Here is a 22,485-nt window from a genome sequence, read left to right as displayed (position 1 = left end):
CGACGTCCGGGACGCGGGCCCTGCGTGAGGAGTTGCACCGTGACCGCCATCAGCCGGGTCGTCGCACGCGAGATCATCGACAGCCGGGGCAACCCGACCGTCGAGGTGGACGTGGAGCTCAAGGACGGATCGCTCGGCCGCGCGGCCGTACCGTCGGGCGCCTCCACCGGGGCCAAGGAAGCGGTCGAACTGCGCGACGGCGACCCGACCCGCTTCCACGGCAAGGGAGTTCGGCGCGCCGTCGACGCCGTCAACGAGAGCATCGCGGACGCCGTGACCGGACTCGACGCCGAGGACCAGGCGACCGTGGACCACACGATGATCGAACTCGACGGCACCGACACCAAGTCCCGCCTCGGCGCCAACGCCCTGCTCGGCGTCTCCCTGGCCACCGCCAAGGCCGCCGCAGCCGCCCACCGGCTCCCGCTGTACCGCTACATCGGCGGCGTCGACGCCCGCCTGCTGCCGGTACCGATGATGAACATCGTCAACGGCGGCGCCCACGCGGACAACCCGCTGGACTTCCAGGAGTTCATGATCGCCCCGATCGGCGCGGCGACCTTCGCCCAGGCCGTCCGCATGGGCTCCGAGGTCTTCCACACCCTGCGCCGCGACCTGATCGCCGCCGGCCACAGCGCGAACGTCGGCGACGAGGGCGGCTTCGCCCCCGACCTGCGCACCGCCGACGAAGCCCTCGACTTCGTCCTGCACGCCATCGAACGCACCGGCTACAAGCCCGGCACCGACATCACCCTCGTCATGGACCCCGCCACGTCGGAGTTCTTCCGCGAGGGGGTCTACGACTACACGGGAGAGGGCGTCCGCCGTACCCCCGCCGAACACGCCGACTACCTGGCCGAGTTGGTCGACCGCTACCCGATCGCGTCGATCGAGGACCCGATGGCCGAGGACGACCACGACGGCTGGCGGGACCTGACCGCCCGGCTCGGCGAGCGCTGCCAGCTCACCGGTGACGACGTCTTCTGCACCAACGAGACGCTGTTGAGCGCCGGAATCCGGGACGGGATCGCCAACTCCATCCTGGTGAAGGTCAACCAGATCGGCACCCTCACCGAGACCCTGGCCACCGTCGCCACCGCCCACCGCGCCGGCTACACCGTCGTGATGTCGCACCGCTCCGGCGAGACCGAGGACACCACCATCGCCGACCTCGCCGTCGCCACCGGCTGCGGCCAGATCAAGACCGGGTCGCTGTCCCGCGCCGACCGCACCGCCAAGTACAACCAACTCATCCGAATCGAGGAGGACTTGGGCACTCAGGCACGCTACGCGGGGCGGGCGGCGCTGGGACTGCGCAGCTGAGGCGCCCGCCTCAGGAGACCTTCACTCCCAGCAGGTCGACCGGGGCGACGACCGGCGGCGCGCTGAGCTTCGTCTGTGCGATCTCCCCCAGTGCGGCGGCGATTTGGCCGGTCAGGTGCGCCTGCCGCCCCTGCTCGTCCTCGAAGGTGTCGAACACCCCGAAGGTGGTGGCGTTCTCGCGGAACGCGAACCACGTCACCGTGCCCTGTTCCTGCTCCGCCAGTTCCTGGGCACCGCGGAGCAGGGCCTCCACCTCGTCGGCGTGCTCCGGCTCGGCCTCGATGCGTACCAGCAGACCGACCTTCATGTGACCACTCCTTGTGTACGTCCGGAGCGCCGGACTTCCGGCGCACCACGAACCTATGGCGGTGGCCGGTGATCACATCAGTGGCGGAAACGACACGGTTGATAGCGTTACCGCCATGAAGGTAGCGGTCGTCGTCTACGACGGAGTGTTCGACTCGGGGCTCGCGGCCGTCCTGGACGTGCTGAGCAACGCCAACGCCCTGGGCGGACAGCTCCAGGAGTCGTCGCCCACCTGGGAGGTCACCCTGGTCGGCTCCGGCCCGAAGGCGCGGACCGGGGCGGGACTCCTCGTGGCGCCCGAGCCACTTGAACTGGCGGACACGGCGGACCTCCTGGTCGTACCGGCGTTCGCGGCGAGCGATCCCTCGGCGCTGCTCGACCATGTGGGCGGTGAAGTGTCCCGGCCCGTCCGCGACCTGATCACGCGCACCCGCGCACGGGGGACGACCGTCGCCTCGGCGTGCGCGGGTACCTTCCTGCTGGCCGAGGCGGGAGTGCTGGACGGGCTGCGTGCCACGACGACCTGGTGGTTGTCGCCCGCGTTCCGGGACAGGTATCCCAAGGTCGAGCTGGATCACAGCCGGATGGTCATCAGTTGCGAGGGCGTCATCACCGCGGGCGCGGCCTTCGGTCACGTCGATCTCGCGCTGGCGATCGTCAGGGCCGCCAGTCCCGCGCTCGCCGACCTGGTCGCCCGCTATCTCGTGGTCGACGAACGTCCCTCGCAGGCCGCGTACACGATTCCCAGCGCCCTGGCCCAGAGCGATCCCACGGTCGCGGCCTTCGAACTCTGGACCCGCGAGCACCTGGCCGAGCCCATCGGCATCCCCGAGGCGGCCAGGGCCATCGGGGTCAGTGAGCGGACGCTGCAGCGTGCCGTGCGGCGCACCGTCGGGACGTCGCCGATCCGGTTCGTCCAGGACCTGAGAATCGAACGCGCCTCCCATCTGCTGCGCACCACCGGTCTGTCCCTGGAGACCATCTCCAGGAGGGTCGGCTACGAGCACCCCAACACCCTGCGCGTACTCCTGCGCGAGCGCACCGGGAAGACCACGTCGGTCCTCCGCGGCAGCAAGTGACGTCGATTCAGGGGTAGTTCAGGGGATGAGGACGATCTTGCCGCGCGTGTGGCGCTGTTCGAGTTCGGCGTACGCGTCGCGGACGCGGTCGAGCGGATAGGTGGCGGCGACGGGGATCTCGATACGGCCGGAGGCGACGTGGTCGGCCATTTCGGTGAGGACCTCTCGGGTGGAGGCGCCTTCGCTGCCCGCGCTCCTGGTGCCGAGCTCCTGCGCCTTCTGGAACGAGATGATCGTCTCGATCCGGTGCCTGGGGATGCCCAGATCGACGGCGAGTTGGACGTAGTCGGGTCCGAACAGGTCGATGAAGGCGTCGATCCCGTCGGGTGCCGCCGCGGTGAGCGCATCGGCGAGTCCGTCACCGTACGGGACCGGGGTCGCGCCGTGGGCGGTGAGCCAGTCGGCGTTGGCGGGTGAGGCGATGCCGAGGACGTGCGCGCCATGTACGGCGAGGAGTTGGACCGTGACGGTGCCCACTCCGCCGGCGGCGGCCGAGACGGCGACGGTCTCGCCGGGCTTGGGGGCCACCGCGTCGACGGCGGCCCAGGCGGTGCAGCCGACGACGTAGAGGGAGCCGGCCACTTCCCAGCTCAGGGCGTCCGGCTTGGGGATCAGCTGCGTCACCGGTACGACGACGTGGGTGGCGTGGCTGGAGCGCTGCCAGGAGAAGCCGAGGACCTCGTCGCCGAGGCCGAAGTCGGTGACGCCGTCGCCGAGGGCGGTGACGATTCCGGCGAGGTCGCTGCCCTGGCCGGACGGGAAGGTCGCGGGGAACCGCTCGTGCATCACGCCCGAACGGATGGCCGCCTCACCGGGGTTGATGCCGGCCGCCCGGACCTCGACGAGGACTTCTCCCGCGGCGGGGCTGGGCATCGGCACCTCGGTGACGTGCAGGACGTCGCGGTCGCCGTACTGGTCGAAGCGCACTGCTCGTGCTTGCGCGGGGCTCATCTGGTCTCCTTCGTCAGGGGTGTTGGCCCGTCCGGGGCGTGTGGGTCGGCGGCGCGGAGCACGGCGAGTGCGCTGGCGAGGTGGCCGAGCGCCGTGTCCGGGAGCGGCCGGGCCAGCCAGGTCGCGAGCTCCCGGTCGAAGACGGGGCCGGCCTCGTTCACCAAGTCCTGTCCGGCCGCCGTCAGTTCGACGATCGAGGAGCGGCGGTCGGTGCGGTGCGGCCGTCGGGCGCAGTGGCCCAGTTTCTCCAGCCGGTCGACGGCCTGGCTCGCGCCGCCGACCGTGATGGAGAGGGCGGCGGCGATGTCGTTGACCCGGCAGGAGCCCGCGCGTTCGACGACGAGCATCACGTTCAGGCTGCCCAGGGTCACACCGCAGTCCTGGCGGAGCCGGGCGTCGATCCCGTTCCACAGGTCCGTCTCGAAACGCACCAGGTCGTCGAAGAGTTGCCGCAGGTCCACGGGCGGGCTCCTTCTGGCGGAATGCATTAGCTCTAATCATCTTAGCTCTAATGCACTTCGGATGCGCCCCTCACGATCGGATCGGGTGCGGCTGCCGGAGCGGCACCGCCTTCGCTGAGGCCGAACCGTGCGTGGAACCGCCGCAGGAAGCCGGGCGCGTACCAGGCCGAGCGGCCGAGCAGACGCATCGCGGCGGGGACGAGGACGCCTCGTACGGCGACGGCGTCGATGAGGATGGCCAGTCCGCTGCCCAGGCCGAACAGCTGCATGAAGCTGAGCTCGGCCGTCCCGAAGGCGAAGAAGCTCACCGCGAGCAGACAGGCCGCCGCGGTGACGATGCGCCCGGTGTGTCCGAGACCGTTGGTCACCGCGGACTCGTTGTCCTCGCCCTGGTCGTGGAGTTCCTTGATCCGGCTGGTGACGAAGACCTCGTAGTCCATCGAGAGACCGAAGGCGATGCAGAACATCAGCACGGTCATGGAGACGTCCATCGGCTGTGCCGTGAAACCGAGCAGGGACGAGAGATGGCCGTCCTGGAAGATCCAGGTCATGACGCCGAGGGTGGCGCCCAGGCTGATCATGTTGAGGAGCAGCGCGCGCAGCGGTTGTACGACGCTTCCGGTGAACAGGAAGAGCAGGAGGAAGGTGGTGAGGGCGACCAGGGCCACGGCGAGCGGGAGCCGGCTGCCGACGGAGTGCTTGGAGTCGACCAGTACGGCGTCGACCCCGCCCACCAGAGGCTGTGTCCCGACGGGCACGACGGCCGCCCGCACCTCCCGGACCAGGCTCTGGGCCTCGTCCGACTTCGGTGTCAGGGTGCTCACCACGTTGATCTGCTGCGCGTCGGGGCGGCCGAGGGCGGTGTTGCCCGGGTCGGTCGCGGTCGGCTGCCCGTCGGCGTAGGTGCCGGTGCTGCTCTCGACGCGGACGACGCCCTTGAGCCCGGACAACTGGGCCGCGTACAGCCCCAGCGAGCTCCTGCTCACGGGTGAGTCGATGACGACGTGCAGGGCCGAGTCGTCGCTGCCGTTGAACTTCTCCCGCAGTACGGCGGAGACCTGCCGGCTCGCGGCGTCCTCGGGCAGCACGCGTTCGTCGGGGGTGCCGAAGGTGATGCCCAGCAGCGGGCTCGCGGCGACCAGCAGGACCGCGAGGACGGGCAGCGCGGTGAGCGCGGGCCGCCGCATGACGGTGCGGGCCAGCCGTCCCCACAGGGGTGCCCGGGTGTCGGAGCGGCCACGGTTCGCCCACGGGAGCCGTCCGCCGTTGACCCGGTGGCCGAGGACGACGAACAGGGCCGGCATGACGAACAGGGTGCTGACGGCCGCGATGACGACGACACCTACCCCGGCGTAGCCGAAGGAGCGCAGGAAGTACTGCGGGAACACCAACAGGGCCGCGAGCGCCGCCGCGACGGTCGCGGCGGAGAACGCGACGGTACGGCCCGCGGTGCTCACGGTCCGCCGTACGGCGTCGTCCACGCTCGCCCCGGTCGCGAGCTGTTCCCGGAACCGGCTGACCATCAGCAGCGCGTAGTCGATGCCGAGGCCGAGGCCCAGTGCCGTGGTCAGGTTGACCGCGAAGACGGAGACGTCGGTGACGCTGCCGAGGACGAACAGCTCCGCGAAGGTGCCCGCGATGGCGATGGTTCCGATCGCCAGCGGCAGCAGGGCCGCGACCGCGCTGCCGAAGACGAGCAGGAGCAGTACGAGAGTGAGGGGTACGGCGATGGACTCGGCCAGGACGAGGTCCTTGGCCGACTGGGTGCCCATCTCGCTGGTCACGGCGGCACCGCCGCCCGCCCTGATGGTGAGGGAGTCCTTGTACGGTCCGGCGTAGGCGTCGATGACGCTCTTCGCGTTCTTGTCCCGCTGGGTGTCGTTGCCCTTCACGTGGGCGAGCACCACGGCTTCGCGGCCGTCCTTGGAGCGGAGGTCGGGGCTGGCCGTGTCCCAGAACGAGATCACGTTCTCAAGGTGTTGTTCCTTCTTGAGGTCGGCCACCAGGGCCCGGCCGCTCTGTTGCGCCGCCGGCGCGTCGACGCGCCCCTCACCGGCATCGACCAGCAGGACCAGGTTCGTCTCCCCGCCGAACTTCTCGTCGATGACCTTCGCGGCCCGCGAGGACGCGGAGGACGGGTCGTCGTAGCCGCCTCCCAGCAACTTGCCGAACGCGCCCGCGCCCAGGACCCCCATGAGGGCCACTGCCACGACGGCGACTACGAGTACCAGCCGCGACCGGCGGATCACCAGTTCGGCTATGCGTTCAAACACGCCCGTTCTCCTTTGCTGTCCATACGTCGAAAGAGGCGCGAAACAGCCGGAGTCGGCCAATGGAGCACTCTTCGTCGCCGTGCCCGACGCTAGTGAGGAGCAAGAAGATTTGGCAGTGTTAGATTTTCCTCACACCTTGCAACTTCACGTTCCCCGGCGCGAGTTGCGGTCGTACGGTGAGCGCATGCCCGTCGACGAAGCCACGACCGCCCTCCCCTCCCTGCGGCAGCGGCGCAGGGCCGCGGCCACCCAGGAGATCGTGGACGCCGCCGAGCGCCATCTCACCGAACACGGCCCCGCGGCCCTGTCCCTGCGCGCGGTGGCCCGCAGCCTCGGCATGACGGTGCAGGCGCTCTACCACTACTTCCCGAGCCGGGACGCCCTCATCACGGTGCTCGTCACCAAGGCGTACGACGACCTGGCCGACGCCGTGCAGGCCGCCGTCGAGACCCCGGCCGACGACCCGGACCTGCCCCGCCTGGTGAGGGCGGCCGAGGGCTACCGACAGTGGGGCATCGCCCACCCCGAGCACTTCCAACTCCTCTACGGCACACCGCTGCGGGACTACGCGGCACCGGCCGACGGTCCGACCACCCGGGCCACGCGACGGATGAGCCAGATCTTCGAGCGCGAGCTGTTCGAGGGGTTCACCCCGGAACAGCTCGCCGCCGCCGACATCCCCGACCTCTCGCCGTCACTGCGGTCCTATCTGGAAGAACTTCCGCACTACGGCCAGGGACATCTGCCGTCGCCCGCGACCGCCCTCCTGATGAGCGCATGGGGACATCTGCACGGCCTGGTCGCGCTGGAGGTGTTCGGGCACACCGACTTCCTCGGCGGTCACCAGGAGGAGATCTTCCGCATGGCGATGCGGAGCCTGCTGGCGGACATCCACCGCAGGATCACGTGACACGGTCCGCCCGGGCGCCGTAGCTTGCCGAGGTGGATCTCTTCGCACGCTCCTGGACCGCTCTGCTCGCGGCGGTCGCCGACCTCAAGGACGCTGATTTCACGCGGCCTTCGGGGTGTGCCGGGTGGTTGGTGCGGGACCTGGTCTGCCATCTGGTCATCGACGCCCAGGACGTGCTGATCACCCTCGTGACACCGGCCGACACGGAAGTGACCCGCGATGCGGTGACCTACTGGGCCGTGAGCCGGGCGGCGCCCGCCGGTGACGACCCGCTCGACGCGCTGATCGTCCGGCTGGCCGCCGCGTACGAGGAGCCCTGGCTGCTCAAATTCCATCTGGACGACGTCGGTTCCGCCGCCGGGCGCGCCGCCCGACTCGCCGACCCCGGCCTGCGGGTGAGCACGCAGGACCAGGTGCTCACCGCGGGCGACTACCTCTCCGCGTACGTCCTGGAGTGGACGCTGCACCATCTCGACCTTGTCGCACACCTCCCGGACGTGGCGGGGCCGCCCGCCGAAGCGCTCGCCGGGGCCCGCAAGTTGCTGGAGAGGATCGCCGGGGCCGTGTTCCCCGCGTCGTTCTCCGACCGGGACGCGCTGCTCGTCGGCACCGGGCGGCGTACGCCGACGGACGCGGAGACGCAACAACTCGGCTCACTGGCAGCGGAGTTGCCACTCTTTCTCGGGTGATCTCTCGGCAACTCGGGCCGGGCGCACCCGAGTTGCCGACATGTGGCGAGCGGTCGTATCACTCAGATCGCTGCCGCCGCCGCGCGGCCCGCCTGGCGGCCGGAGAACAGACAGCCGCCGAGGAAGGTGCCCTCCATCGAGCGGTAGCCGTGCACTCCCCCGCCGCCGAAGCCCGACACCTCACCGGCCGCGTACAGACCGGGAATCGGCGTACCGGTGGCATCCAGGACACGGCCCGAGAGGTCGGTCTGCAGACCGCCGAGGGTCTTGCGGGTGAGGATGTTGAGGCGGACCGCGATCAGCGGTCCGGCGCTCGGGTCCAGGATCTTGTGGATCGCGGCGGTGCGGCTGAGTGAATCCCCGGGATAGGAAAGGGCGTTGCGGATGCCCATCACCTGGGCGTCCTTCGAGTACGCGTTGTCGATCTCCCGGTCCCGGGCCTCGATCTGCCGTTGGAGATCGGCCAGTTGGATCAGACCGTCGCCGGTGAGTTTGTTCATGCCGAGGACCAGTTCGGAGAGGCTGGTGGCGGTGATGAAGTCGACACCGTTCTTCCTGAACTTCTCGATCGGCTCCGGCGTCTGCCAGATGCGCGAGAGCAGCATCAGGATGTCCTTGTTGGTGAGGTCCGGGTTCTGTTCGGACCCGGAGAGCGCGAACTCCTTCGCGATGATCTTGCTCGTGGTGACGAACCAGGAGTAGTCGTAGCCGCTGGCGGTGATCGAGCCCAGGGTGTGGAGGGTGTCGTAGCCCGGCATGTCGGGCGCGGAGAACCGTTTGCCCTTGGCGTCGAACCACATCGAGGACGGGCCCGGGAGGATACGGATGCCGTGGTTGGGCCAGATCGGGTCGTAGTTCCTGAGGCCCTCGGTGTAGTGCCACATCCGGTCGGGGTTGACGATACGGCCGCCCGCCGCCGAGGTGATCCCCAGCATCCGGCCGTCCACGTAGGCCGGCACACCGGTGATCATGTTCTTGGGCGGGGTGCCGAGCCGGGCCGGCCAGTTCTGTCGTACGAGATCGTGGTTGGCGCCTATGCCGCCCGAAGTGACGATCACGACCGGGGCCTTGAGGTCGAAGTCGCCCACCACGGTGCGGGAGGTGGCCTTGCCGCGCTGGGCGGTGCTGGGTTCGAGGATCGCGCCGCGTACGCCGGTCACGACGCCGTTGGTGCGTACGATCTCGTCGACGCGGTGCCGGAACTTGAAGGTCACCTTGCCGCTGGCGACGCCGGCCCGCACCTGCTTCTCGAACGGCTCGACCACTGCCGGGCCGGTGCCCCAGGTGACGTGGAAGCGGGGCACCGAGTTGCCGTGTCCGTCGGCGAGGCCGCCGCCGCGCTCGGCCCAGCCGACGATCGGGAACCAGCGGATCCCCAGGCCGTACAGCCAGGACCGCTTCTCGCCCGCCGCGAAGTCCACATACGCCTCGGCCCACTTGTGGGCCCAGTAGTCCTGGCCGGTCGGGTCGTCGATACCGCGGTCGAAGCCGGCCGTGCCCAACCAGTCCTGCCAGGCCAGCTCCTGGGAGTCCTTGATGCCCATGAGCCGCTGCTCGTCGGAGTCGACCAGGAACAGCCCACCGAAGGACCAGAACGCCTGGCCGCCCAGGTTGGACTCAGGTTCCTGGTCGAGGAGGAGCACTTTCTTGCCTGCGCCGACGAGTTCGGCGGTCGCAACCAGTCCGGCGAGGCCGTGGCCGACGACGATGGCGTCGGCGTCCGAGGTGCCGGCCGCGAACGCCGGTACCGCGTGCGCCGCGAGGGCAGCGCCGGCGGCGACGCCGGCCACCGTCAGGGCTCTTCGTCTGCTGATCGCCGTGGGGGACGTCGAGTTCTCCATGAGGTGCCTTCCGAATGAGATACGGGAGGTGCGGGAGGGGTGTCCGACACGTGGAGCGCGCCGCGACACCTCAGTTGTTACCGCCGGTAGCACCTAAGGAAACCAAGCTGTGTCGGCAGTGTTGCGGACAGCGGATCCAAGGCCGGCCGAGTCGGGGTCAGGACCAGGCGAGCGGGCCGTCGCGGTCGATGAGGCGGCCCGAGCCCGCGCCCGGTCCCTCGGTGGCAAGCCGGACGATCGCGTCGGTTCCCTCGGTGACGGTCTGCGGGCCGCTGTGGCCGTTGAGGTCGGTCGCCGTGTAGCCGGGATCGGCGGCGTTGACCCGAACGTCCTTGAGGGCCTTGGCGTATTGGGTGGTCAGCATGGTGAGGGCCGCCTTGGAGGCGGTGTAGAGCGGCGCGACGACGGAGGACTCGATCCGCGACGGGTCGTGGGTGATGGCGAGGGATCCCATGCCGCTGCTGACGTTGATGACGACCGGGTCGGCCGAGCGGCGCAGCAGCGGGAGGAAGGCGGTGGTCGTGCGGACCACGCCGAAGACGTTGACGTCGAAGACGCCGAGCGCGTCGGCACCCGTCAGGCCGGCGGGATCCCCGTGCGGGCCGTGCACTCCGGCGTTGTTGATCAGAACGTCGAGTACGCCTTCGTGTACGGCGACATCGGCGGCCGCGGCGGCGACGGAGGCGTCGTCGGTGACGTCGATACGGACGAACCGCGCACCCAGTTCGGTGGCGGCAGCGGCGCCCCTCTCCTCGTCGCGGGCCCCGACGATCACGGTGTGGCCGAGGGCGAGGAGACGACGGGCGGTCTCATGGCCGAGACCCTTGTTGGCTCCGGTGATGAACGTGATGGTCATGCCTCGATCGTCCGCGCCGCGCCCGTGCTGTGCCAGGGACGCCACGACCGTAGGAACGGTATTACCAGGACAGGGAGTTGGGGCAGGATGGAGGGCATGGCAGTGAACGAGGGCCTCGGGCTGGGCGCGACGATCCGCGCCTGGCGGGAGCGGCTGTCGCCGTCGGAGGTGGGGCTGCCGTCCGGCCGGTCCCGGCGGGCGAGCGGCCTGCGCCGTGAGGAACTCGCCGAGCGCGCCGGTGTGTCGGTCGACTATGTGGTGCGCCTGGAGCAGGGGCGGTCCACGGCGCCTTCGGCACAGGTCGTCAACTCCCTCGCGCGTGCACTGCGGTTGAGCGACACCGAGCGGGAACACCTCTACCGCATGGCGGGGCTGGTCCCGCCGAACCATGGGCCGATCCCCGACCACCTCCCGCCGGGTGTGCACCGCGTGCTGAACCGGCTCGGCGAGGTCGCGGTCGCCGTGTTCGCGGCCGACTGGCAGCTGATCTGGTGGAACCCCGGGTGGGCCGCGCTGCTCGGCGACCCGTCGGCCAAGCCTCCCGAACTCCGCAACTTCGCCCGCGAGCGCTTCCCGGTCGGATCCGGCGACGACGTACGCCTCTCCTCGTGGCCGGTCCTGGTGGGCGATAGCGACAGTTCGGACCTGGCCGTCGTGTCCGACCTGCGCCGCGCCACCGGCCGCTTCCCGCACGACGCCCGCCTGGCCGACCTGATCCGCCAACTCGCCGCGGGCAACGCGACGTTCGCCCGACTGTGGGCGAGCGGCACGGTGGCCGCACACCGCGAGGACCGCAAGACGGTGCGGCATCCCGTGGTCGGACCCGTGGACGTGGACTGCGATGTCCTGACGGACGGCGACTCGGACCTGAAGATCGTCATCTTGACGGCAGCGACCGGCAGTTCGGACGAGGTGAGGCTACGGCAGGCCATGGCCGCCCACACCGGCAGCGCTCCCACGCCCGCGTTCTGACGGGTCAGTGCTTGGCGAACTGAAGCCGTGTGGGTTGTACGACGTCGGGGCGTACCGCGAGTGCGGGAACGGTGAGTTGCTCACCGTAGATGTCGGTGAGTCTGATCGCGCCGCCGCAGCCGCTGCCGCTCTCGGAGAGGAAGTAGTTGTAACTGGCGCGCTGCAGCTGACGCCAGGTGCCGCCCGCGAGGACCTCCAGGCGGGCCAGCGGATTGCGGTGGCCGATCGCCTGGATACCGCACCAGTAGCGGCTGGAACCGGTCTTGTAGCGGATCGAGATCGTGTCGGACGTGCTGGGGCTCACCAGGTTCCAGGTGATCGGGATCCGGCCGGCCGAAGGGTTGGCGAGTTTGGCGAAGGCCTGCGCGCTGAGGTCGATCTGCCCGGGTGCGCACTCCCCCGGGCATTCGTTGGTGATGCGGACCGTGACGGTGGCGCCGCCGGCCGCGTGGACGAGCACGTACGCCCCGCATGCCTTGGACGACTCGTAGTCGGTGGTGTTCATCGCGCCGGTCATGACGTCGTCGCCGGGGTCGTACAGGCAGGCGCCGCCGCCGTCCGCGTCGTAGAAGGTGGCGACTCCCCGGTAGGTGACACCGGGCCGGATGCGTCCCGCCAACGAGGCGGTGTCGGCAGCCTGTTGGCGGGCCTTCGTGGCCGACGGGGTGACCGAGGTGGCGGTCGGGCGGGCCGACTGTGTCGCGGACGGTTTCTTGGATGCGCCGGTCGCGAGCGCGGATGGAGAGGCGGAAGCGGTCGAAGTACCGGTTGCGGAGGGGGAGTTCGCCACGGATGCGGTGGCGGCGTGTCCCGCCTCGGTCTTCACGTCCTCGTCGTTCTTGTCACCGGGCAGCAGCACCAGGGCCAGGGAGACGACGATGAGTACCGCGGCCGCCGACAGAAACAGCCACCGCTTGGACACCGGACCTCCTCGACGGCCACCCTCCGTTGCCCGGAGTGATGGAGGAGGCGATCGTGCCAGCCTCGGGGTGACGGCGGCAAGCCCTTTCTGCGGATGGGCAGTTGGGGGAGGGTGTCGGGTCGGGTGACTGGTGGCGGTGGGGCGCTCAGGGCTCGGGAGTCCATTCCGCGGGAGGAGGTGTGCGGCTGTAGTGGGGTCCCCTGGTGCCGTAGTGAGCGAGGTGGAGGATCTCACCGCCGACCACCAGCTCGGCCGGCGGCGGGTTGGGGACGGTGATCCTCGGGTGGGAGCGACCGTCGATACGGACGGTCTCCCGGGGTTGGTTACAGCTGTCCGCCCAGTACTGGGCCCGCTCACGGGACCACGGGTTCTGCAGGGTCCGCGGGGCGGCCGGGTCGTGCCGGACGCCGTTGAGGCTGCGGACGAGGCCCTCGCTGTAGACACCTTTGACGCGGAAGTTCTCCAAGTCCTGCGAGCGTACGACCATGTTGACGTATCTGCGGCCGTTCCCTCGGTGCCGGCCCACGGCGGGCCAGCGGCCGTGGCCATGGTCCCAGGGGACGGGAGGGATCCACAGCAAGGCCCCTACGGGGAAGTGCCGAGTGCCGCGCTGGATGTCGAGGCCGCTCTCGCCGTGCGCGGTCTCCCGCGCGACGTTGGCCACCAGACACCAGCCCAACAGCCCGTCCGGTGTCTCGTCGTCGATGAGTTCTGTTTCTGTCACGCCGAGAATTCTTGGGCACGGGACGGGGCGCGGGCCAGCTGTTATCGGCTGAGCCGAGCGGCGGAACAGCGTACGGCGGGACCACCGCCGCTCTTCGCCGTTCATGTTCGGTCCCGGCGACCCGAATTGGGGGCGCGTGGACTGTACGACTTGAATACGGTCATGGACTCCCCGATATGGGCCGAGCTGTCGGCCGCCGAGCGTTCCGCCGTGGACGGTCTGATCCAGCGGGACCACCGGCTCGCGGCAGTCGCCCGGGTGCGTGAGGCGTTCCGCGCCGAAGACAGGCCGGGGCTGTACGAAACGCTGGATGTGGTGGCGGAGCGCTACCGGGAGTTGGGCCGGCGGTTCGAGCGCCGTCCGACCCCGCCCCTGGACCTGACGACGCTCACGGAGCAGGTCGGGGCGTTGCCCGGCCGGACGGTGGCCGTCGAGGCGCTGTGGGACGGTGACACCGACGGCTGGTGCGTGGACCTGATGGCGCTCACGGACGCCCCGGTTGCCGAGTACCGGCTCGCCACCATCCGGCACGGCGGTGACCTGCGGCTGTTCAACGGCGCTGTCCCGCCATGGCCCGAGGCACAAGAAGCGGAGACGGTCGGTCGTGCCCTGGCCGAGCGGTTCGGGGTGCCCTTCCACTTCGCCAGCCCCGATCAGCCCGACGTCGATGCCCCGCGCTGGAGGACTGCCTCGTGATGCAGGACGTACTTCGCTCCCCGCTGCAGAACGCCCAGCGGGCCGACGGTCAGCCTGTCACCCAAACCTGCGGCAGACCCCGGGGACGACCCAACCTTCGGCGTACAACTGCCGTTCAAGCTAGATGCGAGGCCTGGTAGGCAGCATGGCCCAGACAGTCTTGCCCACAGGAACGGTCTTGCCCATTCCGTAGCGCCAGGTCCAGCCCCAGTGTTCGGACAGAGCGTCGATGATGCGCAGGCCGCGGCCGTGCTCGTCCAGGGGATCGCTTGTGTGCGGGTAGACGGGTGCGCTGTCGCTTGCGTCGGTGACGGCGCACATCAGGTGGTTCGGTCGCTGGGTCAGTTTCAGCCATGCCTCGGCTTCGCCGTCCGGGGTGTGCGCTGTGGCGTGGACGACTGCGTTGGCAGCCAGCTCGGCGACGACGGCGACGGCGTCGGCGCTGCAGTGGTCCAGCGCCCAGTTGCCGAGCGTGCGACGGGTGAAGTCGCGGGCCCGGGCGCATCCCTGCGTGGTGCAGGTGAGGCGCAGTACGGCGGTTCTTGATGTGCCGGGCGACGGCTGTTGGCGGGTGAGACCTCCAGGGCGACGGGCGCCGGGGAGGGCTGTGTGTCTGAGGGTTTCGCGCGGTGTGGTCCGGTCTGGCGACGGCGCAGCCGTGCCGGGTAGCCGGGGCGCCTGATGCGCAGGTAACGACACGACATCTCCCTGATGGGACGTCAACTTGTGGGCTCCAACACGCCGGTTGACGCCACGGGCTATTATCCACAACCGAGAGCGCTTCCGTGCAATTTCACGGGGAATTACACGCACGAGGTGGGAGCGCGCGGCACGCACTGCGGTCCGATCCAGTAGATGGGGAGCTCGCAGGCGTGGCGGAACGTGAGCAAGGAGAGTGCTGTGCCATCAGTTCCGAACGGAGTGCGGGCGAGCTCGCTGGGCGCCCGCTGGATCAAGAGCCGGCGCAGCACTGCCGAAGGCAACTGCGTTGAGGTGGCCGTACTGCGCGAGGGGGGTGTCGCGCTGCGCAACTCCCGCGACCCCGACGGCCCGGCCCTCGTCTACACGCCGGCCGAGATCGCCGCCTTCGTGGCCGGCGCGAAGGACGGCGAGTTCGACCACCTGCTGTGAAGCGGAACCGGTCGTCCCCACTTGGCTGGACGCCTGCAGCGGGAGAGGCCGAGGTGCGATACTGCGGTCTGTCGTCTGCCGGTCTACGGGGAGTCAGGATGTCCGCCGAGTCACCTCGTATCTCGCATCTCGAAACGTATCTGAACCGGACCGAGCCCGCTCCGACCTTGCTGAAGATGCTGGTCGGTGTCCAGTTGGCGGGTATCCGCGAAGACTTCGGCCTCTCCCAGGACCAGGCGGCGCGTTCAGTGGGCTTCAGTGCGCCGAAGCTGTCGCGTATCGAGTCGGGCAAGGGCCGGCGACCGCCCGCGGAGGCCGACGTCCGCGCACTGCTGGAGCTGTACAAGACCGACGAGCACGAGGCGCAGGTACTCCTGCAACTGCTGCGGCGCGCCGGTGAGCCGGGATGGTGGCAGCGCTACGACAAGCGTCTGATGCCCGAGTGGTTCGATCGGCTGGTCGGCCTGCAGGAAGCGGCCACGACTATCCGCACCTTCGAAATCCAGTACGTTCCGGGCCTGTTGCAGACCGCGGCCTACACCCGGGCGGTCGTGGAACGCGGTCTGCCCACGGCGCCGACCCGCGAGGTACAGCGCCGCATCGAGCTGCGCACGCGCCGCCGGGAACTGCTGGATCGTGCGGATGCCCCGCAACTGTGGGCGATCATCGACGAGTCCGTCCTGCTGCGCGTCCTGGGCGGTCGCGAGGTGATGCGCGAGCAGCTCCAGCACCTCGTCGACATGGCGCAACTCCCCCATGTGACCGTGCAAATCGTGCCCCTGGACGTGACGAACGCCTCCGCGCCCGCCATCCCCGTCACCTACCTGCGCTTCGGCGGCCTCGACCTGCCCGACGTCGTGTACCTGGAGCACATCAAGAGCGCCGCCTTCCTGGAAGACCGCGACGAGACCGAGGAGTACCGGCTGGCCCTGGACCGGCTGGGCGACGAGGCACTCAACCCGCGCGAGTCCCTGGTGCGGCTGCGCGACACCATGGAACAGCGCTACCCCGCTCCGTAACCCGGCAAGCGCACCGATGGGGGGTGCGGCCCTCTCCATTGCCCTGACCGCGGGGGTTCGCCGGGTTGGTGGTCATGGCGGTTGGATGTGTAGCGACGTCTGATCTGACCGCTTGGAGGCGCGGTGGCCGAGCCTGTCCGTGTGCGCGGACTGACCGGCCAGGAGGGGCGGAAGCTGCGGCAGATCGTGTGCCGGGGCAACACCAGCTCGGTGCGCCACCGGCGGGCGATGATGCCGCTGGCCTCGGCCGGCGGGAACCGGGTGCCCGTGATCGCCCAGCTGGTCCAGGCCGACGAGGACACCGTGCGCAATGTGATCCACCGCCTCCACGAGGCCGGCCGGCCTGTCTGGACCCTCGGTGGGCGGGAGGCCGTCCCCGCCAACTCAGCCCCGACGACGAGGACTTCGTCGTCCCGACGGCCACCACCCGCCCGACCAAGCTCGGCCGGCCTTTCACCCGCTGGTCACTGCGCAAACTCGTCGCCTACCTGCGCAAAGTGCACGGGCGGGTGATCCGCATAGGCCGTGAGGCGTTACGGTGCCTGCTCGCCCGCCGCGGCGTCACCAGAAGGGAGCCGTGAACACGCCGGCCGCGTTGAAGTCGATCCGCGCCACGGCCTTCGTGGAGCGCGCCCGCATCCGAAGTGAGAAGGGCATCCGCTGGGCGGACACCCTCTCCAAGCCGCGGCCTGACCGCAACCCGGCGAACCTGCGCGGTCACAGCGCTGTCCCGGGGTGGTCATGTCTACGCTGGCGGCGTGACATTGGTGTGGGTGACGGGCAATTCAGGGACTGGTAAGTCCACGGTCTGCGAGGTGCTGCGAGCGCGTGGCTACGTTGCGCTCGACGCCGACGAGGACGGGTTCAGTCGCTGGATCGACCGGGCCAAGGGCGAGGTTGTGGTGGATACTCCGTATCCGGTTCCTCAGGGCTGGCTCGACCGATACGGGTGGGCCATCGTCCGTGAGCGCGTGGAGACCCTCGCCGAGGAGTCTCGTTCCCGAATCGCGTTCTTGTGCGGGTCGGCGGAGAACGAGGCAGACGTCCGCGATCTTTTCGACCTCACCGTGTGCCTGGTGATCGACGAGGACACCCTCCGCCACCGGCTCGCGACCCGCACCACGAACGCATTCGGGCAACATCCCGAAGAGCTCGCAGCGGCCCTGAAGTGGAACCCTCGGATGCGAGCGATCCACGAAGGCCGTGGCGCGACGATCATCGACGCGTCCAAACCGGTCACCGAGGTGGTGGGCAGCGTCATCGACGCAGTTCAGGGGCTGACCAAATCCACCCGATAAGCAGAAGTCGCACTTCACCGCATTGCTCATCGGCAGCGCAACCGCCATGGCCCCGCCCCGCCCCGGCGAACCTATCTGGCCAGAGCACTAGCGGATGCGGCCCACTCCGCCGAACTCGATCCACTCCTGCGTGGCCTGACGGGGAGCCACCTCGCTGTCCGGCCGCCAGGTGGACACCTCCACCAGCCCCGGATCGAGGATGTCCAGGCCCTCGAACCACGCCGCGACGTCCTTCTCCTGGCGTACGCGGCCCCAGTGCCCCTGTGTCGCCTGATCCATGAAGTTGGTCACGAAGTCACGGACCTCGGGATCCTCGCTGACCAGCTGGCACATCACCATGCAGCTGCCGGGGACCAGTTGTTCGGCGACACGGCGCACCACGGCCGGCGGGCCATCGGTGTCACTGTCCGGGATGCAGTGGAAGACCGAGTTGAACAGCAGAGCCACCGGCTGCGAGAAGTCGATCAGGCGCTGAGTGTCCGGGTGGGAGAAGATCCCGTCGGTGTCCCGCAGGTCGGCCTGGATGACGGCCGTACGCTCGTTCTGGTCCAACAGGGCCCGGCCGTGCACCAGGACCATCGGGTCGCTGTCGACATAGACGACGCGGCTGGAGGGGTCGATCCGCTGCGCGACTTGGTGCACGTTGTCCTGGGTGGGCAGACCTGAACCGTGATCCAGGAACTGCCTGATGCCGTAGTCGGTGGCCAGCGTCCCTACCACCCGCTGCAGGAAGCGCCGGTTGTTCACCGCCAGGGCACGCGTGCTGGGTACGACCTTGTCCAGCTCCTCGCAGGCCGCCCGGTCGGACGCGTAGTTGTCCCTGCCGCCCAGGTAATAGTCGTACATCCGCGCGGCCGTCGGAACCTCGGCATCGATCTTCGTCGACACCTGCTTGTCAGGCTGCATCATTCCCCCAGCTCCGAGCCGCGCCAAGACTGGCCCGGCAGACAATACATCCTAGGTATACGGCAGTTGGCGACACCAGCCCCGTCCAGCATGGAGAACTGTGCCGGCCCTCAGCCATGCCATCGGCCTCGCGCGGGTTGCCCGGAGCTCGGACCTGCGATCCCGCGCCAGCCCTCCCCGGGCCTCAGCCGCGGCGACATGCTGGACTTCGGGACGGCAGGGCACTTGCCACTGTTGAGATTGCGCAGTCGTCTCACTGACGCTCGAACCCGTCGGCCCGACTCCAGAGGAGCGTGGTGTCCCTTCCGAAGACGACCCGTTGCCCGTCGTCGGAGACGGAGGCCCGTTCCCAACCGTCGAAGTTCTTCGTGACGTTGACGCTCCACTCGGTCAGGCCGCCGGTGCCGACGGCCGCGATGGACTCGGTCGGTGGCTCGCCGTCGTAGCAGTAGGAGCCGAAGTCGGCGATCGCCGCGACGGTTCCGTTCTTGGTGCGCAGCTGGATGCCCTGGCATGCGTCGGTCCCGGTGCGGTAGATGACCGTCGGTTGGGTCCATGCCTTCGCCCGGGGGCTGTAGTGCTGCTCGACGAGCCCTTTGCCCCGGCGGTAGTGCAGGGCAACCCGGCGGCCGTCACCGAGTTTCACCTCGGCGTTGTACGGGCTTGGACTGCCGCTCCAAGGGAGGTCGCTCTTCTGCAACTTGGAGGCGTAGACCGTGGATTCCGGTGCGGCTGAGGCGGTCCCGGCGGTCCTCGATGGCGCCTTCGCCGTCACCGCATCCCCGGACGCACATGCCACCGCCGTAAGCGTCAGGAGCACACCCAACGTCCCTCCGGCCAGCGCCCTGATGCCGGACCTGCGCATACGTGCCTCCCGTCGCCCCGCAGCAGCATAGGCGCGGTCTCTCCGCCGAAGTGGACCTCCGCCGTTGGTCGACAGTTACATCGTGGGCTCGGCGGCGGAGGGCCTCCCGGTTCATGGAGTGGTCGGCGACGCGGTCCAGATGCGGCGCTCGGCGCTCAGCGGGTCGTCCAGTGTGTGCGGGTTGGCATCCCAAGTCATCGTGGTGCGGCGCTTGTTGGTGTAGCGGGGCCACTCGGGGCCCGGGTCGAGGTCACGGACGAAGGCGGCCCAGGCGCCGTGCATCGCGTCGGCGAGGGACTGGGGCGGATGCGGGCCCGTCGCGGCCGTGACGCGTTCGGCGTCGAGGAGGTCGAAGGCGAAGGGGATCTCGACGCAGTGGGCGGCGCTCCCATAGGTGAAGTGGTAGAGCCAGGTGGGGAGTTCGTGGTGTGCGCGGGCCTCGGCGAGGGCGAGTGACGGGCCCCGGAAAATGGCGTCGGTCAGGGCCTGGCCCACACGTTGCGCCGGGTCCTCGTCGTTGTGGAGGGTGGCGTAGGCGGTCACGGCCTCCGGGGCCAAGCCGTGGCCGGCCAGCACGGCTCGTACGCCCTCGGCCGGTGCGGTTGCCGGACCCGGCGCCTCTGCCTCTGCCTCTGCCTCTGCCGGACTGGTCCCGACCGGCGGATTGAACTCCCGCTGCGTGAACCCGAGCAGCAGCTGGACCGAGGCGGCACTGCCGTCGGCGAAGGCCTCGGGCACGGGGATGGGGATCAACTCCCCGTCGGCGAAGGGCGCGAGCGTCAGTCCGGCCTCGGGAGTGGCCAAGGCGTCCTGGAGCGCGAGGAGTTCGTCGGCGGTCAGATCGCGGAGCGCGGAGGCGAGGGCGGGGACGCCGGTGCGTTCGGTCAGGCGGACCGAGTCGGCGAGTGCGTCGCGTCGGTGCTGAGGGGATCTGATGGCGCCGGACTGGGAGATCGCGGCGCGGAAGAGTCCGTGTGCGGCGGGCGTGGCCATCAGGGTCTGCGCGGCGCCGCCGCCGGCCGACTGACCGGCGACCGTGACCTTCGCGGGGTCGCCGCCGAACGCGTCGATGTTGTCGCGTACCCAGGTCAGTGCGGCGATCCAGTCGAGGACGCCACGGTTGTCGGGGGCGTCGTCGAGGTGGAGGAAGCCCTCGATGCCGAGCCGGTAGCCGATCGACACGAGGACGATTCCGTCGCGGGCGAAGGCCGAGCCGTCGTACCAGGGGCTGGCGGCGGATCCGGCGATGTAGCCGCCGCCGTGGATCCAGACCAGGACCGGCAGGCCCGCGCCCGGGTGCGGGTCGGGGGTGAAGACGTTGAGGTTCAGGACGCCGTCGCCCGGTATGGAGGGTTCGGGGATGGTGGTGGGGCCGTCGAGGACGAAGGGGCGGCGTTGCGCGGTGGGCCCGTACCGGGTGGCGTCGAGTGGTGCGGTCCACGGCTCGGGCGGGACGGGGGCGGCGAAGCGGAGGTCGCCGACCGGGGGCTTGGCGTAGGGGATGCCGAGGAAGCGGGCGGTGGTGTGCCGCCACGTCCCGAGGACGGGTCCCTGGGACGTGGCAGCGGTCACGGACTGGGGCACGGAGCAACTTCCTTGTGGAGGTGGGAGGTTACGGGCGATGTTCGAAGTCTCGCGCCTGGCCCGCTACTTGACGCTCTTGATCGGCCGGATGGCGAGCGCGCTGATCAGTACGACCGCCATGGCAAAGGCGAACAGGACGCGGTAGCCCGGCAGTTTGTCGGAGCCCGCGGCGAAGGAGGTGATGAGTACGGAGGCGATGATCGGGCCGAGGGCCTGGGGGATGTTGGTGGCGATGTTGAGGATGCCGAGGTCCTTGCCGGCCGCCGAGCCCTTGGGCAGGACCTCGGTCATCAGGGCCATGTCCAGCGACATGTACGTACCGAATCCCATGCCGCTGATCAGTGCGTAGGCGTACATCGCGGGCAGGGTGGGGCTGGCCAGCGGGATGGCCATGGAGAGGGCGAGCAGGACCGACGCGCCGATCACGAAGATCTTGCGGCGGCCGGTGCGGTCGGAGATCTTCGCGGCCGGGACGGCACCGGCGAGGGTCCCGACGAGGGCGAGCACGGACATCAGCTGCTGGGCGCTGTCCACGGCGTCGGCGTCCAGGCCGACGTAGTCCTGGAGGGCGTAGCGCTGGTAGGTGGCGACTCCCCAGTAGCCGAGGATGAAGGTCATGCGGGCCACGAACGCCCAGGCGAAGTCGGGGTGTTGGCGTGGGGAGACCCAGAAGCCGGTGAGGAACTCCCGCCAGGAGAAGGGCTCCGGGGGCTCGGGGCGGGTGCGGTCGCGGTTGAGGAGGACGAAGGCGAGCACCGTCACCAGGACGACGGCTGCGATGACGCCGTAGCCGAGGCCGAGGCGTCCGGCGTAGCGGGCGGCGAGGATCACGCCGAGTGTGGCGCCGAGGTTGGAGCCGAGGCCGACGAAGGCGGAGACGATGCCGAACCGGCGCGGGGCCACGCGGTCGGCCATGACGGCGGTGAGCGGGGCCTGGACCACGTTCAGCAGTACCTGGACGGCGACCCACAGCAGGGTGAGCCAGAGCAGGGTGGTGGCGTGGGAGATGGCCAGCAGGGTGAGGACCGCGCCGACGGCGCCGAACAGCATCCAGGGGGTGCGGCGGCCGAGGCGGCCTCGGGTGCGGTCGGAGACGGCGCCGATGATCGGCTGGGCGAAGAGGGTGACGATGGACGAGGTCATCGTGACCAGGGCGAGGTTCGATTCCTTCGCGGCGGCGTCGAGGTTCTGGATCTGGGTGGGAAGCAGAACGACGACGAGGCCGGCGTAGGCGGTGTAGAGAGCGGCGAATCCCGCACCCATCGACCACATCAGGACGTTGACCTGGGAGCGGCCCAGGGTGTCGTCCGTTCGGGGAGTGGCGGGGGCGGAAGAGGTCGAAGCGGACAAGGACGCCTCCACGGGGACGGACCGGCTTCGTTGCCGGTGTCGGGAGTATGGCCTCGCCCATTTATTTTTTTCAAGACTCGAAAAAATATATCTTGGCCACCATGACCGGATCACATCCAGCCAGGGGCACAATCATCGGTGTGAACGCCCCCGCCGACTCGGCCGACGTACGACGCCGCAACCTGGCGCTGGTGCTGCGCTACCTCGACGCCCACGGCCCCTGCGCCCGTACCGAGGTCGCCGCCGGGACCGGGTTGGTGCACGCGTCCGTCACCGCGCTCGTCGCGGAACTCATCGACCGCGGCCTGGTCCGCGAGGCGGGATCGGTG

23 protein-coding genes and 1 pseudogene are annotated in these 22,485 nt (G+C 69.6%); 11 read left to right on the top strand and 13 right to left on the bottom strand.

The window, feature by feature from the left end; translation table 11 throughout:
* Positions 1 to 39: 39 nt before the first annotated feature.
* Positions 40 to 1,323, top strand: coding sequence for a phosphopyruvate hydratase (eno, locus tag R6V09_RS06540; RefSeq protein WP_317880373.1), 1,284 nt, complete (start codon positions 40 to 42; stop codon positions 1,321 to 1,323).
* Positions 1,324 to 1,333: 10 nt separating this feature from the next.
* Here the strand turns inward: eno and R6V09_RS06535 are convergent, their stop codons facing one another.
* Complete coding sequence (locus R6V09_RS06535) at positions 1,334 to 1,630, bottom strand: putative quinol monooxygenase (protein WP_317880372.1); 297 nt, start codon at positions 1,628 to 1,630, stop codon at positions 1,334 to 1,336.
* A 115-nt stretch (positions 1,631 to 1,745) separates the two neighbouring features.
* Between R6V09_RS06535 and R6V09_RS06530 the strand changes: the two genes are divergently transcribed.
* Positions 1,746 to 2,708 (top strand): GlxA family transcriptional regulator, encoded by a 963-nt coding sequence (locus tag R6V09_RS06530; protein ID WP_317880371.1) that lies wholly within the window; start codon positions 1,746 to 1,748, stop codon positions 2,706 to 2,708.
* A gap of 18 nt (positions 2,709 to 2,726) precedes the next feature.
* Here R6V09_RS06530 and R6V09_RS06525 read toward each other — a convergent pair whose 3' ends face one another.
* From R6V09_RS06525 to R6V09_RS06515, 3 genes are read right to left on the bottom strand one after another with little or no spacing between them, the layout of a single operon-like run.
* Positions 2,727 to 3,659 carry an NADP-dependent oxidoreductase gene (locus tag R6V09_RS06525; RefSeq protein ID WP_317880370.1) on the bottom strand — a complete coding sequence of 311 codons (933 nt, stop codon included), beginning with the start codon at positions 3,657 to 3,659 and terminating at the stop codon, positions 2,727 to 2,729.
* Positions 3,656 to 4,120: a MarR family winged helix-turn-helix transcriptional regulator gene (locus R6V09_RS06520; RefSeq protein ID WP_317880369.1), complete on the bottom strand. Its 465-nt coding sequence runs from the start codon at positions 4,118 to 4,120 to the stop codon at positions 3,656 to 3,658. Before R6V09_RS06520 ends, R6V09_RS06525 begins: the two co-directional genes overlap by 4 nt.
* A gap of 47 nt (positions 4,121 to 4,167) precedes the next feature.
* Positions 4,168 to 6,393, bottom strand: a complete 2,226-nt coding sequence (locus R6V09_RS06515) for an MMPL family transporter (RefSeq protein ID WP_317880368.1) — start codon at positions 6,391 to 6,393, stop codon at positions 4,168 to 4,170.
* Positions 6,394 to 6,577: 184 nt separating this feature from the next.
* Here R6V09_RS06515 and R6V09_RS06510 point away from each other — a divergent pair, with 184 nt between their 5' ends.
* Entirely contained in the window at positions 6,578 to 7,303 is a 726-nt protein-coding gene (locus R6V09_RS06510; RefSeq protein WP_317880367.1) for a TetR/AcrR family transcriptional regulator, read from the top strand.
* A gap of 32 nt (positions 7,304 to 7,335) precedes the next feature.
* Positions 7,336 to 7,992 carry a maleylpyruvate isomerase N-terminal domain-containing protein gene (locus tag R6V09_RS06505; RefSeq protein WP_317880366.1) on the top strand — a complete coding sequence of 219 codons (657 nt, stop codon included), beginning with the start codon at positions 7,336 to 7,338 and terminating at the stop codon, positions 7,990 to 7,992.
* 62 nt (positions 7,993 to 8,054) lie between these two features.
* Here the strand turns inward: R6V09_RS06505 and R6V09_RS06500 are convergent, their stop codons facing one another.
* Together R6V09_RS06500 and R6V09_RS06495 are read right to left on the bottom strand one after the other, a co-directional pair.
* A complete protein-coding gene (locus tag R6V09_RS06500; RefSeq protein WP_317880365.1) occupies positions 8,055 to 9,833 on the bottom strand; it encodes an FAD-binding dehydrogenase in 1,779 nt (592 codons plus the stop codon).
* Between the two features lie 157 nt (positions 9,834 to 9,990).
* A complete protein-coding gene (locus R6V09_RS06495; RefSeq protein WP_317880364.1) occupies positions 9,991 to 10,689 on the bottom strand; it encodes an SDR family NAD(P)-dependent oxidoreductase in 699 nt (232 codons plus the stop codon).
* Positions 10,690 to 10,776: 87 nt separating this feature from the next.
* Between R6V09_RS06495 and R6V09_RS06490 the strand changes: the two genes are divergently transcribed.
* A complete protein-coding gene (locus R6V09_RS06490; protein ID WP_317880363.1) occupies positions 10,777 to 11,661 on the top strand; it encodes a helix-turn-helix transcriptional regulator in 885 nt (294 codons plus the stop codon).
* Positions 11,662 to 11,665: 4 nt separating this feature from the next.
* On the opposite strand, the gene R6V09_RS06485 is transcribed toward R6V09_RS06490, so the two are convergent.
* Both R6V09_RS06485 and R6V09_RS06480 read right to left on the bottom strand, forming a co-directional pair.
* Positions 11,666 to 12,583, bottom strand: coding sequence for an expansin EXLX1 family cellulose-binding protein (locus tag R6V09_RS06485; RefSeq protein ID WP_317880362.1), 918 nt, complete (start codon positions 12,581 to 12,583; stop codon positions 11,666 to 11,668).
* Between the two features lie 145 nt (positions 12,584 to 12,728).
* Entirely contained in the window at positions 12,729 to 13,307 is a 579-nt protein-coding gene (locus tag R6V09_RS06480) for a hypothetical protein (RefSeq protein ID WP_317880361.1), read from the bottom strand.
* Between the two features lie 162 nt (positions 13,308 to 13,469).
* On the opposite strand from R6V09_RS06480, the gene R6V09_RS06475 reads away from it, so the two are divergent.
* A complete protein-coding gene (locus tag R6V09_RS06475; RefSeq protein WP_317880360.1) occupies positions 13,470 to 14,003 on the top strand; it encodes a hypothetical protein in 534 nt (177 codons plus the stop codon).
* 120 nt (positions 14,004 to 14,123) lie between these two features.
* On the opposite strand, the gene R6V09_RS06470 is transcribed toward R6V09_RS06475, so the two are convergent.
* Entirely contained in the window at positions 14,124 to 14,702 is a 579-nt protein-coding gene (locus tag R6V09_RS06470; RefSeq protein ID WP_317880359.1) for an ATP-binding protein, read from the bottom strand.
* A gap of 201 nt (positions 14,703 to 14,903) precedes the next feature.
* On the opposite strand from R6V09_RS06470, the gene R6V09_RS06465 reads away from it, so the two are divergent.
* From R6V09_RS06465 to R6V09_RS06450, 4 genes and pseudogenes are all read left to right on the top strand, one after another.
* Positions 14,904 to 15,134, top strand: a complete 231-nt coding sequence (locus R6V09_RS06465; protein WP_317880358.1) for a DUF397 domain-containing protein — start codon at positions 14,904 to 14,906, stop codon at positions 15,132 to 15,134.
* 98 nt (positions 15,135 to 15,232) lie between these two features.
* Positions 15,233 to 16,153 (top strand): helix-turn-helix domain-containing protein, encoded by a 921-nt coding sequence (locus R6V09_RS06460; RefSeq protein ID WP_317880357.1) that lies wholly within the window; start codon positions 15,233 to 15,235, stop codon positions 16,151 to 16,153.
* Between the two features lie 123 nt (positions 16,154 to 16,276).
* Positions 16,277 to 16,719 (top strand): annotated as a pseudogene (locus R6V09_RS06455) (helix-turn-helix domain-containing protein); the annotation flags it as partial.
* Between the two features lie 192 nt (positions 16,720 to 16,911).
* Positions 16,912 to 17,451 carry an AAA family ATPase gene (locus R6V09_RS06450; protein WP_317880356.1) on the top strand — a complete coding sequence of 180 codons (540 nt, stop codon included), beginning with the start codon at positions 16,912 to 16,914 and terminating at the stop codon, positions 17,449 to 17,451.
* An 87-nt stretch (positions 17,452 to 17,538) separates the two neighbouring features.
* On the opposite strand, the gene R6V09_RS06445 is transcribed toward R6V09_RS06450, so the two are convergent.
* From R6V09_RS06445 to R6V09_RS06430, 4 genes are all read right to left on the bottom strand, one after another.
* Positions 17,539 to 18,357, bottom strand: a complete 819-nt coding sequence (locus R6V09_RS06445; protein ID WP_317880387.1) for an SAM-dependent methyltransferase — start codon at positions 18,355 to 18,357, stop codon at positions 17,539 to 17,541.
* Between the two features lie 253 nt (positions 18,358 to 18,610).
* Positions 18,611 to 19,222, bottom strand: coding sequence for a hypothetical protein (locus tag R6V09_RS06440; RefSeq protein ID WP_317880355.1), 612 nt, complete (start codon positions 19,220 to 19,222; stop codon positions 18,611 to 18,613).
* Between the two features lie 111 nt (positions 19,223 to 19,333).
* On the bottom strand, positions 19,334 to 20,806 hold the full coding sequence (locus R6V09_RS06435; RefSeq protein ID WP_317880354.1) for a carboxylesterase/lipase family protein: 1,473 nt from the start codon (positions 20,804 to 20,806) through the stop codon (positions 19,334 to 19,336).
* Positions 20,807 to 20,869: 63 nt separating this feature from the next.
* Positions 20,870 to 22,156 carry an MFS transporter gene (locus R6V09_RS06430; RefSeq protein WP_317880353.1) on the bottom strand — a complete coding sequence of 429 codons (1,287 nt, stop codon included), beginning with the start codon at positions 22,154 to 22,156 and terminating at the stop codon, positions 20,870 to 20,872.
* Between the two features lie 140 nt (positions 22,157 to 22,296).
* On the opposite strand from R6V09_RS06430, the gene R6V09_RS06425 reads away from it, so the two are divergent.
* Positions 22,297 to 22,485 (top strand): MarR family transcriptional regulator (locus R6V09_RS06425; RefSeq protein ID WP_317880352.1); only part of this gene is annotated, 189 nt, incomplete at its 3' end.

The sequence above is a fragment of the Streptomyces sp. W16 genome (assembly GCF_033194735.1).
In the GTDB taxonomy this organism is placed as follows: Bacteria; Actinomycetota; Actinomycetes; order Streptomycetales; family Streptomycetaceae; genus Streptomyces.
Note: the sequence above shows the minus strand (reverse complement) of the source record. Positions and strands in the feature narration are given on the sequence as shown.

Bases quoted from the DNA above. Each gene is read 5' to 3' on its own strand.
- R6V09_RS06510 (WP_317880367.1), top strand. From the start codon at position 6,578: ATGCCCGTCGACGAAGCCACGACCGCCCTCCCCTCCCTGCGGCAGCGG.
- R6V09_RS06500 (WP_317880365.1), bottom strand. From the start codon at position 9,833: ATGGAGAACTCGACGTCCCCCACGGCGATCAGCAGACGAAGAGCCCTG.
- R6V09_RS06440 (WP_317880355.1), bottom strand. From the start codon at position 19,222: ATGCGCAGGTCCGGCATCAGGGCGCTGGCCGGAGGGACGTTGGGTGTG.
- R6V09_RS06535 (WP_317880372.1), bottom strand. From the start codon at position 1,630: ATGAAGGTCGGTCTGCTGGTACGCATCGAGGCCGAGCCGGAGCACGCC.
- R6V09_RS06460 (WP_317880357.1), top strand. From the start codon at position 15,233: ATGTCCGCCGAGTCACCTCGTATCTCGCATCTCGAAACGTATCTGAAC.
- R6V09_RS06490 (WP_317880363.1), top strand. From the start codon at position 10,777: ATGGAGGGCATGGCAGTGAACGAGGGCCTCGGGCTGGGCGCGACGATC.
- R6V09_RS06475 (WP_317880360.1), top strand. From the start codon at position 13,470: ATGGACTCCCCGATATGGGCCGAGCTGTCGGCCGCCGAGCGTTCCGCC.
- R6V09_RS06445 (WP_317880387.1), bottom strand. From the start codon at position 18,357: ATGCAGCCTGACAAGCAGGTGTCGACGAAGATCGATGCCGAGGTTCCG.
- R6V09_RS06525 (WP_317880370.1), bottom strand. From the start codon at position 3,659: ATGAGCCCCGCGCAAGCACGAGCAGTGCGCTTCGACCAGTACGGCGAC.
- R6V09_RS06530 (WP_317880371.1), top strand. From the start codon at position 1,746: ATGAAGGTAGCGGTCGTCGTCTACGACGGAGTGTTCGACTCGGGGCTC.
- R6V09_RS06495 (WP_317880364.1), bottom strand. From the start codon at position 10,689: ATGACCATCACGTTCATCACCGGAGCCAACAAGGGTCTCGGCCATGAG.